11 protein-coding genes and 2 pseudogenes are annotated in these 14606 nt (G+C 39.7%); 4 read left to right on the forward strand and 9 right to left on the reverse strand.

The genetic code is table 11. The features are described 5' to 3' along the window. Window positions 1–14 precede the first annotated feature (14 nt). The 4 genes from PHT93_RS11895 to bglX all read left to right on the forward strand — a co-directional run bounded on the left by PHT93_RS11895 (window position 15) and on the right by bglX (window position 6347). Window positions 15–1529 carry a RagB/SusD family nutrient uptake outer membrane protein gene (locus PHT93_RS11895; RefSeq protein WP_300243209.1) on the forward strand — a complete coding sequence of 505 codons (1515 nt, stop codon included), beginning with the start codon at window positions 15–17 and terminating at the stop codon, window positions 1527–1529. Between the two features lie 19 nt (window positions 1530–1548). After that, entirely contained in the window at window positions 1549–2913 is a 1365-nt protein-coding gene (locus PHT93_RS11900) for a hypothetical protein (protein WP_300243211.1), read from the forward strand. A 62-nt stretch (window positions 2914–2975) separates the two neighbouring features. Then, on the forward strand, window positions 2976–4079 hold the full coding sequence (locus tag PHT93_RS11905) for a family 16 glycosylhydrolase (RefSeq protein ID WP_300243213.1): 1104 nt from the start codon (window positions 2976–2978) through the stop codon (window positions 4077–4079). 18 nt (window positions 4080–4097) lie between these two features. Next, window positions 4098–6347: a beta-glucosidase BglX gene (bglX, locus tag PHT93_RS11910; protein WP_300243215.1), complete on the forward strand. Its 2250-nt coding sequence runs from the start codon at window positions 4098–4100 to the stop codon at window positions 6345–6347. 260 nt (window positions 6348–6607) lie between these two features. Here the strand turns inward: bglX and PHT93_RS11915 are convergent, their stop codons facing one another. From PHT93_RS11915 to PHT93_RS11955, 9 genes and pseudogenes are all read right to left on the reverse strand, one after another. Continuing rightward, window positions 6608–8347, reverse strand: a complete 1740-nt coding sequence (locus tag PHT93_RS11915; RefSeq protein WP_300243233.1) for a DEAD/DEAH box helicase — start codon at window positions 8345–8347, stop codon at window positions 6608–6610. Between the two features lie 124 nt (window positions 8348–8471). Further along, window positions 8472–9527, reverse strand: a complete 1056-nt coding sequence (locus PHT93_RS11920; RefSeq protein WP_300243217.1) for a tyrosine-protein phosphatase — start codon at window positions 9525–9527, stop codon at window positions 8472–8474. 73 nt (window positions 9528–9600) lie between these two features. Then, window positions 9601–10530: a carbohydrate kinase gene (locus tag PHT93_RS11925; protein ID WP_300243219.1), complete on the reverse strand. Its 930-nt coding sequence runs from the start codon at window positions 10528–10530 to the stop codon at window positions 9601–9603. Between the two features lie 6 nt (window positions 10531–10536). Then, window positions 10537–11145 carry an SIS domain-containing protein gene (locus PHT93_RS11930; protein ID WP_300243235.1) on the reverse strand — a complete coding sequence of 203 codons (609 nt, stop codon included), beginning with the start codon at window positions 11143–11145 and terminating at the stop codon, window positions 10537–10539. A 104-nt stretch (window positions 11146–11249) separates the two neighbouring features. Beyond that, the gene (locus tag PHT93_RS11935; protein ID WP_300243221.1) at window positions 11250–11465 is read right to left on the reverse strand and encodes an immunity 17 family protein; all 216 of its coding nucleotides are present in this window, start codon (window positions 11463–11465) and stop codon (window positions 11250–11252) included. A 5-nt stretch (window positions 11466–11470) separates the two neighbouring features. Further along, window positions 11471–11890, reverse strand: a complete 420-nt coding sequence (tsaE, locus tag PHT93_RS11940) for a tRNA (adenosine(37)-N6)-threonylcarbamoyltransferase complex ATPase subunit type 1 TsaE (protein ID WP_300243224.1) — start codon at window positions 11888–11890, stop codon at window positions 11471–11473. Between the two features lie 25 nt (window positions 11891–11915). Next, window positions 11916–13466 carry a bifunctional response regulator/alkaline phosphatase family protein gene (locus PHT93_RS11945; RefSeq protein ID WP_300243226.1) on the reverse strand — a complete coding sequence of 517 codons (1551 nt, stop codon included), beginning with the start codon at window positions 13464–13466 and terminating at the stop codon, window positions 11916–11918. Between the two features lie 73 nt (window positions 13467–13539). Beyond that, window positions 13540–14327: pseudogene (locus PHT93_RS11950) on the reverse strand (TdeIII family type II restriction endonuclease). Window positions 14328–14342: 15 nt separating this feature from the next. Next, window positions 14343–14606 (reverse strand): annotated as a pseudogene (locus PHT93_RS11955) (site-specific DNA-methyltransferase); the annotation flags it as partial.

Raw genomic sequence — 14606 nt, forward strand, 5'->3', positions numbered from 1 at the left:
TCAATTAAAGCATTATGAAAAGATATAAATATATTTTTGCGGGTTTGATAACATCCGTTTTTTTAACTACAGGATGTTCTGATTCATTCTTAGAAGTAGAATCTAAGACGCAAGAGACAGTTGATACATACTTCACAACGGATGAACATATACAAGAGGCAGTTGTCGCTGCTTATGATCCTCTTCATTGGCCGGATTGGGCAATGAGTCAGTATAATCCGGTTCAGATCATGAGTGATATCATGGCAGATGATATTTGGGTTGGTGGTGCTGATAAAAACGATAACCAATACTGGCACTTAATGATGAACTATGAGGCATTGCCGACCAATACAATGACAGGGCTTTGGACAGTTGCCTATTCAGGGGTAAAACGTAGTAACGATGTGTTGACCTACATTGGTTGGGCTGGTGAAAATCTGACAGAAGAAAATGCAACTTATTATGAAGCACAAGTACGTGTTTTACGTGTATTCTATTATAACTGGCTTTGGAAATTCTGGGGAAATATTCCTTATTACGAACAAAACCTGACTGCGCCTTATATTGCAGAGCAATTCAGTGCAGATGAGGTCTATAATAAAATGATCGTTGATCTGGAAGGAGCTATTGCTCTTGATGTGCTTCCGATGAAGGCAAGTAGTGAGAATTATGGCCGCGTAACTAAGGCTATGGCCTATATGCTTTATGCTGAAATTGTAATGTATCAGAACGATGAAAGTCGTTATGCAAAAGCGCTTCAGTATATGCAAGAGATCATAAATAGTGCTCAATATGCATTAGTAGATGACTATGCTGCTATTTTCAAAGAATCAGGAGAATGGAGCAGCGAGTCTATTTTTGAAGTAAACTACAAAGATGATAATGCGGCTCGTTCATGGAATAGCCCTCTCGTGGCAGGAGGTACTGTACTTCCTCGCCTGATCAGCCCGAGTGGATGGGCAGACGGAACAGATGGACATGATAATGGTTGGGGTTTCTGTCCTGTCAGAACAGAAACTTATGAACGTTATTCTAATAATGATATTCGTCGTGGCGCAACTTGCTGGGATGCTGTGTCTGTAGGAAGTTATAATCCGCGTTATCAGGATACGGGTCTGTTCTTAGAAAAATATGTAGCAAAGACAGGCGATAACAAAGATCAGATAGCTGATGCTGACTTGAATTATAATAATAACCTTCGTGTTTATCGTTTCTCTGAAACATTACTTAATGCGGCCGAGTTGATCGTCCGTGGTGCAGGCTCGGGTGATGCAAAAGAATATCTGAATCGTGTACATAAACGTGCCGGCCTGACGGTTGAAGTTGCAGCTACACTTGATAATATAATTGAAGAACGTCACTTGGAATTTGCGGGAGAAGGCAAACGGTATTGGGATTTGATCCGTACCGGCAAAGCAGCAAGTGTACTTGTTCCGGATAGCTATGGTTATCGGACTAACGCATGGAGCGAAAGTAAAAAATACTTGCCGATTCCACAGAGTGAAATCGATGCGGCTCAGGGTACATTAACTCAAAACAATTATTAATTAAAAAAGAAAAAGGATCATGAAAAAAATAGATAGCTATATCAGAAGTATATTGCTGATGGCAACAATCATATTTGGTATGACAGCCTGTTCGCCTGATGACTTTACATCTCCTAACGAAGCGGGAATTCCTTTGGCTTCCAGTTACGAAGAAGCGATTCAGGTTGTAGTTGATCAGGAGACGAACTGGGTGACTTTCTCTTTTAACGGACAAGGAGTGATGCCTGTCTGGATTATTGATGGCAAGAGTTATTCTTCTGTGTTCGAAATGAAGAAGTACTATCGTAAAGCAGGTGATTACAGCATAGAGGTAAAGATTGCGAATGCAAATGGGATGAGTGACGGAGCAATCACTAAAACATTTCAGATCACTAAAACAATTATGAATGGTTTCGGTGGATTTGTCTATGACTCTGAATTCAACCTATGGAAAGGGGCAACAATAGATGCCCCTGTATTCTGGTATGCTCCGGGATGGTCGCAGATTGCAGATCCAGCTTATAAACTGGATGGTGCTACTTATTCTGTTAGTTTGCCTGAAGCAACTACGGATACCTGGCAAGGACAGATGAAATTAGGGACAAATATTTCGACAAATGCCGCTGCACATTATGACTTCTCTGTTATTCTTACAGCAACAAAAGACCATCCGCATGTCATGGTGAAATTAGTTGATGTTACTGATGATAATATATTCTATTTCGCAGAGACAACTAAGCTGACAGCTAATGAACCTGTCTGCTTCTGGAAAAGTGATATGGAGGGACTTGATATTGCTAATTTAATGCTTGTATTAGATTTTGGAGGTAATGCAGAAGGTACGGATGTGACCATTGAAAATATCGTTCTTAAGGATCATGCAAATGATGATGGTACAGTTATTCCTGATGCTCCTCAAGTCCAGGATCCTAATTGGAGTGATGTAAATAGTGATGATAACCTTTGGAAAGGTGTTGCATTCACGAATATATTTTATTATGCTCCGGGATGGTCTCAGTTGCCAGATCCTGTATTAAAAATTGAAGGAACGCAATATTCTACGAATTTCCCAAGTGCAACAACAGATCAATGGCAAAATCAGGTGACATTTATAACAGACGAACTGGCGACATCTGCATCGGAAAATTATGATTTTAAAGTAACTTTGAATGCATCCAATGAGATAAAAGGTGTAACCGTTAAGTTTGCGCAAGAAGATAATGATGATGTTTTCTTATTCTTGGAACGAATAGATTTACTTGCAGGTGAGGATGTTGAAGTTAAAGTTATCAATGCTGAAGGGGTGGATATCACGAAAGCTAAAATTGTGTTTGACTTTGGAGGTAATCCGGAGAATACAGATTTGGTTATTAAAGATATTATTCTGCAGAAGCATAAAGATTAATGTGAATAGGAGGGGACTAAAAGACGACCTTTTAGTCCTCTCTTTTACTAATTTATTAAAAAATGAAATTATTAAGTATGTTTTCTCAATTCATTCTGATGTTTGCCTTTATTGGTTGTGGAGGGGGAGATGATGATCCTACCGTAATTAATAAAGTGACTTGTGCCCCGAAAGAGGTAAATGCTGACTATGCCGGTTCAACAACTACGATCGACGTTGTCGCTCAGGGTGAATGGGCAGTCTATAGTGACAACGAATGGATAAGCTATACGCCTAAAAGTTCGATTGAAACGACTGGAAAGGTAACGCTTAACATTGCTTCTAATCCCAAAACCGATTCACGTGAAGGCTTAGTTATTGTTAAATCAGGTAGTAGCCGTGATACCGTTAAGGTAAGCCAGACCGGAAAACCGGAAACGCCTGTTGATCCGAGTATAACAGTCCCCGAAGGATATAAATTAGTCTGGAATGATGAATTTAATGAAGGTTCGAAACCGGATACAGATAAGAACTGGTATTACGAAACCGGTGGTGGAGGATGGGGAAATAATGAATTACAACATTATGTAGCCGGTTCTCAAGATTCAGAACAATTAGCAAAAGTAGAAGACGGAGTTCTCACAATTACCGCAAAAAAAATAAACGGTACGGTTTATTCTATCCGTATGAATACCAGAGAAAGCTGGAAATATGGTTATTTTGAGGCACGACTAAAGCTTCCTACCGGTAAAGGTACCTGGCCCGCATTCTGGATGATGCCTAAAAACTTTGCCAACTGGCCGGCAGATGGAGAGATAGACATCATGGAAGAAGTCGGCTATAATCCCAATTACGTATCGTCAGCTATTCATACTACAGCTTACAACCATAAAATAGGAACGCAGAAAACAAAAGATATACTTCTTCCAACAGCGCAGACTGAATTTCATGTGTATGCGTTGGAATGGACAGAAGATTATATACGTACGTATGTTGACGGTAAAGAATTATTTTATTTCCCGAATGATAAGAAAGGGAATAAAGATACCTGGCCTTTTAACGCCGCATTTTATTTAAAACTAAATTTAGCTTGGGGAGGTGATTGGGGAGGAGCCCAAGGAGTAGATGAGTCTATACTTCCTGCTACTTATCAGATAGATTACGTACGCGTATTTCAGAAGAAATAAAACAAAAAGAATATACATATGAAAACAGTAAAAATCTTATCTGCTTGTTTATTCCTTGTCTTTTGGACTTCCTGTACGCAGGAATCGAAAACAAAAGGAGATCCGACAATAGAGCAGAAAGTAGAGGCGCTTTTATCTCAGATGACTTTAGAAGAAAAGGTCGGTCAGATGAATCAAATCAGTCCTTCTTCCGATTTGACAGAAGTCGCCGAATTGATAAAGAAGGGAGAGGTAGGCTCTGTTCTGAATCTGGTGGATCCTAAAGCAATTAACGCCCTTCAGCAAGTAGCGATGGAAGAGACAAGACTGAAGATTCCGTTGATTGTTGGGCGTGATGTGATTCACGGTTTTAAAACAATATTCCCGATTCCTTTAGGTCAGGCTGCCTCTTTTAATCCTGAATTAGTGGAAGAGGGAGCCCATATTGCTGCTATTGAAGCTTCATCACAAGGCGTACACTGGACGTTTGCTCCAATGATAGATATTGCACGCGATGCGCGTTGGGGACGTATTGCTGAAAGTCTGGGTGAAGATACCTATCTGACCTCTACATTAGGTGCAGCTATGGTCAGAGGTTTTCAGGGAAAAGATTTAAGTGATCCGACTTCAATTGCTGCTTGCCCGAAGCACTTCGTAGGATATGGTGCCGCAGAGAGTGGAAAGGACTATAATTCGACCTTTATCCCTGAACGTACTTTGCGTAATGTGTATCTTCCATCCTTTAAAGCAGCGGTAGATGCAGGAGCAGCAACGTTTATGACTTCTTTTAATGATAACGACGGAGTACCCTCAACGGGAAATCAGTTTATCCTTAAAGAAGTTCTCCGTAAAGAATGGAACTTTAATGGTTTTGTTGTGTCCGACTGGGCTTCTGTTACCGAAATGATTGCACACGGTTTTGCTAAAGATGGCAAAGAGGCAGCAATGAAAGCAATCAATGCCGGAGTGGATATGGAAATGGTTAGTTATTCTTATGTAACCTATGTCAAAGAGTTATTGGACGAAAAGAAAATAACGATGCAGACTATTGATAATGCGGTTCGGAATATCCTGCGGATTAAAATGCGTTTGGGATTATTCGAGAATCCGTATGTTGATGTAGATGCACCGTCTGTTCTCTATACAGCAGAACATCTTCAGAAAGCAAAAGAAGCTGCAATCGAATCAGCTATTCTTCTTAAAAACGACAATGGAACTTTACCGCTTAATGAGACGATCCGTACAATTGCTGTAGTTGGTCCGTTGGCAGATGCGCCACACGACCAACTCGGCACATGGATCTTTGATGGGGATAAGAATTATACGCAGACTCCATTGAAAGCATTGCAAAAGGAATATGGAGATAAAGTCCGTATTCTCTATGCTCCGGGACTTGCTTATAGTCGGGATGTAAAAACAGATGGCATTGCTGCTGCCGTACAGGCTGCACGTAATGCGGATGTTGTGTTGGCCTTTGTGGGGGAAGAATCTATTTTATCAGGAGAAGCACACTCATTAGCCGATTTGAATTTACAAGGAGCACAGAGTGAGCTAATTGCTGCTGTTGCTAAAACGGGAAAACCGGTTGTAACAATTGTGATGGCTGGTCGCCCGTTGACAATTGGTCGCGATGCTGATGTGTCTCAGGCCGTTTTGTTTAATTTCCATCCGGGAACTATGGGTGGTCCTGCAATTGCTGATCTTTTATTCGGTAAGGCTGTGCCCAGTGGCAAACTCCCTGTTACTTTTCCGAAAATGGTTGGTCAGTTGCCTATATACTATAGTCATAACAACACAGGAAGACCTTATCAAGGAAATGAAACAATGTTAGCTGACATCCCATTAGAAGCCGGACAAACATCTTTAGGCAATACTTCTTTCCATTTAGATGCCGGCGCTTATCCGCTTTATCCCTTTGGATATGGCCTTTCCTATACAACGTTTAGCTATGCTAATCTGAATCTATCATCAGATAAACTAAAGGCAACAGATACACTGACTGTTTCTGCAGATATAACAAATACCGGAAAATACGATGGAACAGAGATTGTACAGTTATATGTTCAAGACTGTTTCGGATCAGTAACCCGTCCGGTAAAAGAGTTAAAAGACTTTACCCGTATTTTCTTGAAATCGGGTGAAACAAAAACAGTTACATTTACGCTTCCCATCCAAAAACTTGCATATTATAATATAGATATGGATTATGTCGTTGAGGCAGGAGATTTTAATTTATGGGTATCTCAAGACAGTCAAAAAGGATTAAAAGCCTCTTTTGTTGTGGAATAAAAGCAGACTGTCAAAATGAAATCCCCAATGTCTGGAATAGAAGATGTTGGGGATTTTTATGTGTTAACGCTGTTTTTTCTGTTCCTTTGTGAAAAGGAAATAATTTACAACATATGATATCGAAAGACAAGAAAGGAACAAAAGCGAAATCCTTAAGTTTACAGGTGTAGATGCACTTGTCGTGGAGAGCAAGGTTATTATTGTTTGGTATATTAATCGCCCTGAAGGAAACGATTGTTTTCGTCAGGGCGATTTTCTTTTTATTTGCCTTTCTTATCGGTAGTTCTTTTTCTCCAAGGTTTGTCGCCGTTGCGATCGTGTGAATCAAAGCGATCGTTTTTGCGGAAATTGTCTCGTTTGTTGTTGCTTGCTCTGAAGCCTCCGCGATCTCTATTTCCAAAACCGCTACTGCGTCCTTTCTTTTCTTGAGCAAACTCTACAGAAATACGACGTCCGTCCACTTCAAAACCATTCATGGCACTCATGACACGTTTTGCTTCGTTTTCTTCTACTTCAAAAAAAGAGAAACTGTCGCGAAGATCAATCTTGCCGACTCTAACACGTCCGGGAACGCACTTGTTAATAAGCTCTATCAGTTGATTCGGATAAAGTCCGTCAGATTTTCCGAAATTAAGGAAGAAACGGGCGTATCCTTCCTCCGAAGCAGAACTGCGTCTTCCGTTTCCTTTGCCTCTGGAACCACGATCCTCATTACGACTACTTCTTTCATCTACAATCTGCAGGTCGTCTGCATCCTTATAATACTCAATCATACGATTGAATTCAAGAGAGATAACACGTTTAAGAATATCTTCTTTCTCCAGCCATTCCAATTTACGGAAGATAGCCGGCATTAAGGATTCAATTTCTTCTTCGTTAACTTTAACTTTCTCAATCTTGTCAACTAAGTTGAAAAGCTGTTTTTCGCAGATCGCTTTTCCGTTAGGCATCTCACCCTTCTCGAAAGTCTTGTTGATGATACGTTCGATCTCCCTGATTTTACCTTTCTCCTTTACGTGACAGATAGAGATTGAGATACCTGTTTTACCGGCACGACCGGTACGCCCACTACGGTGCGTATAAGACTCAACATCATCCGGCAAACCGTAATTGATCACATGAGTCAGATCTTCTACATCCAATCCACGTGCGGCAACATCGGTTGCTACAAGTAGCTGCAGATTCTTGATGCGGAATTTTTGCATTACATAATCACGTTGAGCCTGACTAAGTTCTCCGTGCAATGAATCTGCGCTATAACCATCCTGAATTAGCTTGTCGGCAATCTCCTGCGTCTCCTTACGTGTGCGACAGAAGATAATTCCGTAAATATTCGGATAGTAGTCCGCGATACGTTTCAGCGCAAGGTATTTATCCTTTGCCTGTACCATATAATAGATATGGCGGATATTCTTATTCCCTTCATTCTTTTTCCCGATAACAATCTCTTTCGGGTTTTTCATGTATTTACGGGTAATCGAGGCGATTCCCTGAGGCATCGTAGCCGAGAATAAAAGCATATTACGCGTTTCGGGTACTTCAGCCAGAATGGCATTGATACTCTCGGTGAATCCCATATTCAGCATTTCGTCTGCTTCATCAAGGATTACATTGCCTATTGCTTCCAGATTAACTGTTTTGCGGTTCATCAGGTCTAACAATCTGCCTGGCGTAGCCACAACAATATGAACGCCTTTCTTTAGCATCCTGATTTGGCTGTCAATGCTTGAACCGCCATAAACAGGAAGAACCTTCAGGTTGTCAATATATTTTGAATATTCGGTTAGGTCGTCAGCTATCTGCAGACAAAGTTCACGTGTAGGACATAATACCAATGCCTGAGGTTGATATTTAGAAACGTCTATTTTCTGTAATATTGGTAGTCCAAATGCGGCAGTTTTGCCTGTTCCGGTTTGTGCTAATGCGATTACGTCGTTGTCTTCTCCCAGTAAGAAAGGAATCACTTCTTCCTGTACCGGCATGGGCGATTCGTAGCCCATTTCCTGGATTGCTTTTAATATTGGTAAAGCAACCCCTAATTCTTCAAATGTTTTCAAAGTGCGAAGTTATATATGTATATATGAAATTAAGTGTGCAAAGTTACGTAATTAATTCGGATTCATATCAATAAAGCAGAATTTCTTTTAGTTTGGCCCTATCCTTATCTGTTATCTTCAATCCCTCTGAAAGATATTTTTGTATTGATCCATAGTCTTTTCTGATCTTACTTAATCCGACATCAAGATAAGTCTCATTGGCAGTCAGTAAAAGAGCTATTGTCTCTTGTGCATCTACTTCAAGATCTTTAACGCTATCCTCGAATCTACTTAAATCTAAATAGTTCTTTGTTTCCATGTAATCCTGCATAACCGTTGTCTCCGGCACGTCTAACGTCAAAAGAAGAATAGCCGCTAAGAAACCTGACCGGTCTTTTCCCAAAGTACAGTTAAATAAAACAGGATAATTCTCTTCATTTGATAATGCCTTAAGAGCCTTGCTAAACTCTTCACTGTTTTTTTCAACAAACTGAATATAAAGATCCTGCATAAAGATGATGCCATCCCCCTTACGTAACTTCCCTTCTTTTATTTTTGTCAGGATAGTATCCATACCTGCCGTATTGATCGGATAATTCAGCACGGTTGCCTTATTATACTTAATGGGTGAAATCTCTATTTCATGTTTTGTGCGTAGATCAATGATTGTTTTTATACCCAGATTATTAAGACGAAGAGTGTCCCATTCGCTTAGCAGAGTTGGTTCTCCGGATCTGTAGAGTTTACCCCAGCGGGTTGTTTTCTTTTCTTTAGTTAGATACCCGCCCAGATCACGTAAGTTCTGAACCTTTTCCATACTGATGGCTCGTGAGCTAACCTCTCTTTCATATTTATCATTAAATGATAAACAAAAATATTTGCGGGTAATATTGTCATTTGTTACATACGTTACCCTCCCCTCGAAGATATCAGTTGTAACAGCGGGACTGTTTTTGGAGAAATGGCCGGGATTATCTGAAACATATAGCTTCAATGTTCCTTCTATCTGAGGAAAAGTTTCCCATTTAATGATGTAGTTTCCAATATCATTGCGCAGACATACCACACGAATGTCGGGATCGTTTGAGTTGCATCCTGAAATAATTGATATAAGAATAAATAATGGGAAAAGTCTATTTAACATTGATCAATCTTCTATATGTAGCTAAATCAAAGATAATAAAAATATAGTCATAGACTATGAGCCTTAATGAATTTTAAGATAGCGTCTTATGTTCTCCTGCAAATTCTCCGGAGATATAATTATCATAACTTTTGCATGCTTCTGATGCTAACTGAATACCGCATTCTATAACTTTGCTCCATACTGTTTTGTCCGCCGTTTTCAGATCGTCATAACGCACATCGTATTTTAATAATCCGTAAAGAATGCCTGCATTGAAATTATCTCCAGCTCCGATTGTGCTAACCGGATGAATCGGAGGAACAGCGTATTGTTCGTGTAATGTTCCTGTGAATAAGTTTATATCCCCACTGCCATGAGTTGTAATAAAGCGGTTACAATAGAACTGGATATGATCTTTATAAATACTTTCAACATCTGTTTTTCCGAAAAGGTTATGCAGATCTTCATCTGAACCTCTCACAATATCTGCATATTCAAGATTCTCTAATACCGTTGGCATTAGTCGGATGGCTTCGTGAGCATGCGCTTTCCGAAAGTTTATATCATAATAAATGATCGCTTTTCTTTCTTGCGCATATTGTAAAAGTTCTAAAATGCGTTCCCGTAATACGGGATTAAGAGCGTAGTAAGAGCTGAGGATAAATATATCATCTTCATTTATTCTTGGTAAAGCGACTTCCAGACGTTGCTTGGGGTAATCTTTATAGAATAGGTAGCTTGCATCATTGTTATCGTCCAAGAAAGCTAAGGATACAGGGCTTTTCCCATCGGGGAAACGATCGATGAAATCGGTTGATATATTGTTTTCCGTCATGAAATCATGGATCATATCTCCTACCCGGTCGTTTCCAATCTCGCTAATGAACGTTACCGGAACGCCTAATCGCCCAAGAGAGACTAACCCGTTAAAGACTGAACCTCCGGGAACAGCTTTATGCGGCTTACCATTCTTGAAGATAATATCTAAGATGGTTTCTCCAACACCGATTATCTTTCTCATCTATTCTTATTCATTACAATGTTCACGGCTTTTTGTACCCAGATAGCCTCCGTGATGGCGTTTAGCATAATCTTTATAATCAAAGTTTATTTTTTTCATCGTACTTACTACCAGTAAGTCCCCGATAACTGTCATTACGGTAGTAGAGGTAGTCGGGGTGAGACCAAGCGGACAAACTTCTTTGGGAGCTCCCGTAAGCAGACAAACATCCGCTTTTTGAGCTAATTCACTTTCGGGGTTACTGGTGATGACAATAAACTTCATGTTCGGAGTCAACCCCAATGTTAATTCGATAAGCTCAATCAATTCCCTTGTTTTTCCTGAATTCGAAATCAATAACATGATGTCGTTTTTTCTGACAATCCCCAAATCTCCGTGTTGAGCTTCACTGGGGTGAAGAAAAAAAGCCGGCGTACCGGTAGAACTAAATGTCGTTGCGATATTCATTGCAATTTGTCCGGCTTTGCCCATTCCGCTTGTAATCAGGTTTCCTCCGAGAGAATGTACTTGTTGGATTATCAAATCCACAGCCTTCTCATAGTCTGAACTAAGTGGAATATTTAAAACAGCATCCGCTTCCTTTCTCAGGATAAGCTCAAGATCTTTATTCATTATTTTTTGTCTAATTTTTAGTAAGTACAGATTGTAAGTACTGTACAAAAATATTTAAATAAATCAGATTCGATACAGAGTAGAGTCATATTTCGTAAGCGTCAGCGCTATCTTCCTGCTAAAAGCCCTATTATCCCGCAAGCTATCAGTGTTAGTCCAAGTAGTCCGTAGAAGATTCTCGCACCACTTCGTCCGAACCATTTTATAAACATTTTTGCTCCGTGTGTGCTGAAATACCAGTCGGAATTACGTATTGCGGCAATTAAAGAGAACGCTCCTAAGGACAGGAATAAAAAGAAAATAAATTTTTCTGAAGCACTCATAGTCTCTATTTTATTTCGACCGTACGCGTCCCGTTTGCCTCTTCCTTGATAAATACGGAGACTATATCACCCGGTAGAAGATCTTTTATTTTTTCAGGCCATTCGATGAAACAAAGCGCTCCGCAATAAAAATAATCGGAAGTTCCTATTTCTTCAGCCTCACTTTGTTTATTGATGCGATAGAAATCAAAATGATAGATCAATTCACCTGTTTTTTCGCTCCTGTATTCATTGATAATTGCAAAAGTCGGACTGTTGATAACATCTTCTACGCCCAACTCTTCACAGATTGCTTTAATAAATGTCGTTTTTCCGGCTCCCATCTCACCATAAAAGGCAAAAACCGTGCGGTCGTCCATCTGCGATATAAATTCTTTTGCAGCGTCCCGGATTGTGTCTAAACTATTAATTTTTATAGAACTCATAGGAGAAAAGTGTTTAATAATCATTTTATTTAGGCATCATTGTGATGAATGGAATCATCATTTCCTCCATCGATATGCCGCCATGCTGGAATGTGTTTTTATAATAAGATACGTAATAGTTATAATTGTTCGGATAGGCAAAGAATGACTCGTTCAGCGCAAAGATATACTTGCTGCTGAGGTTGGGAGAGGGGAGTTCTACTTCTTCCGGATTCCGGATTTCGAATACCTCCTTCGGATTGTAGTTCAAATTCTTTCCTACTTTATATCGTAGGTTTGTATTGGTGTTTTTGTCGCCAATTACTTTTAAAGGATCAGTTACCCGGATTGTTCCATGATCTGTGGTCAGTATCACCTTATATCCTTTGTCTGCTATACGACGGAACAATTCCAGCGTTGTAGAATGCTGGAACCATGAGCGTGTCAAGCTTCTATACGCTGCTTCGCTTTGAGCAAGTTCGCGGATCATCTTCATCTCCGTGCGCGCATGCGAAAGCATATCCACAAAGTTCAGTACCACAACATTCAGTTGATTATGGCTGAGAGAAGAAATGTTTGCCAACAGTTTTTCACCATTAGCGGAATCATTTATCTTATTGTATGAGAACGTGTATTTCTTTCTGAAACGTTCGATTTGTGTTTGAATCAACGGCGATTCGTTCAGGTTCTTTCCTTCTTCGCTTTCTTCATCCACCCAAAGATCAGGAAACATTTTCTCTATCTGAAGAGGCATTAATCCCGAAAAAATAGCGTTTCTGGCATACTGAGTTGCTGTTGGAAGTATGCTGTAATACAAACTTTCATCAAAGGTGAAATACGTAGAAAGCAGGTCTTTTACAACTCTCCATTGGTCGAGGCGGAAATTGTCAATCAGAATAAAAAATACCTTCTCGTCTTCATCCAATAAAGGGAACACCTTCTTTTTGAACAGATCCGGACTCATCAACGGCCGTTTCTCAGGGTTCTGTATCCAATCAACATAATTCTTTTTGATGAATTTACCGAACGCATTATTGGCTTCCCTTTTCTGCATATTCAACATTTCAGACATCTGCGTCTGGCTACTCTCTAATTCCAGTTCCCAGTACACAATTTTCTTATACAGTTCCTGCCATTCATCCGCATCAAGCGAATCATTAATCTGCATACCGATACGTCCGAACTCCTGCTGATAACCAACAGTCGTTGTCTCAGTGATAATAACCTGTTTGTGCACGTTCTTCTTTATAGACAACAAAAGCTGATGAGGATTAACCGGTTTAATCAGGTAGTCGGCAATCTTATTCCCTATAGCCTGATTCATAATGCTCTCTTCCTCGCTCTTTGTTACCATTACCACCGGCACATTGGGGTTGATTTCCTTAATCTGAGCAAGAGTTTCCAGTCCGGTAAGCCCCGGCATATTTTCATCAAGAAAAATAATATCAAAAGTCTCCTCCTTACAGCAATCGATTGCATCCTTACCACTGATAACCGGTACGATTTCATACCCTTTATCCTGTAAAAAGAGAATATGCGGTTTGAGAAGATCTATTTCATCATCTGCCCAAAGTATTCTGTCCTTTTTTGTTGCCATGTCTCTTTGCTGTTAGTTATATGAATACAAACACAAAAATAGTCTATTTAGTACAAACTACATGAAGTTAATGTTAAATCGTTTTATTTTGAAACTTGTTAAAATAAGCATCTATTTCCGGTCTTAACTCAACTCCAACCCTTTCAAAACAATCTAACAATTGATTGAAAGCACCTTCACCTCCCAGAAAATCCCAAAATTCTTCCGCCACTTTAACTCTGCATTCAAGTCCAACATGCCAGCCATTGTCCATCTGGAATAAGGTTTAGGAGCATATGGATTATAAGGTATAGCTATATAGGTATTGACTGCAGCTTGTGGATTATTTGCAAGGACACAGGCTGCCCATTCAAGCAGCGTCCTCTTAAATTCTTTGAATCCTCCTTTATTTGGTTTTGCTGTTTTTATGTCAAAGAAGTGTAAACTTCCATCATGCGCAGTAAGGGCAATATCTATTTTTGTCGGTTTCACCGTGCGCATTTCGCATTTTTGACAGACTCTTCTAAGGATTTCTATCTCATTAGCCTTGGAGGGAGCGATGTGAGCTGCTGTGAGATTATCCATTATCTTCTGAATCTCAAACAATGCCTGTTCGCTGATCTGGCTTCCTGCTGAAACTTGAGAATGAGCTTCTTTAAAGTTTGTTTTAGCCAAAGTCACAGCAACGGGTTCGAAGATGCTTGTCCCGAAGTTTGTATTTAAAGAATGAATGAAAGAGAATAAAGCCAATCTATCTTTTCCTAACAATCTTGTATGAAACGGCATAGTGACCGGCTCGGGATTGTAGTTTGAAAATTTATGTCTGAGAGCCGTTTTGAGCGTATCTTCAATTTCAAATATTTGTTGTTTTGTTAATGACATATATTTGATGATTAATTAAATGGTGTAATTTTTTCTCAAATGAAAAATTATTTCTGCATAAGCTCCCCGGTCTTTTTCTACGCGATTAAGGACAGGTCTTTTGTATTGATTAACAATCTTCATTCCGGCAAGTTCTGCAATGCGGGGATAAAGTCCGTACTTGTCATTTGCGACGAGAAAGATATTGTAATCGTCTTTCATAAAACGCTTGCAATTGTTCAATACCGCTGCAATGCCTTGTACATAGCTTTCTTTTGCCTCATTTCCCTGACCTTTATA

This window comes from Massilibacteroides sp., from assembly GCF_028705895.1.
Lineage (GTDB): Bacteria > Bacteroidota > Bacteroidia > Bacteroidales > Tannerellaceae > Massilibacteroides.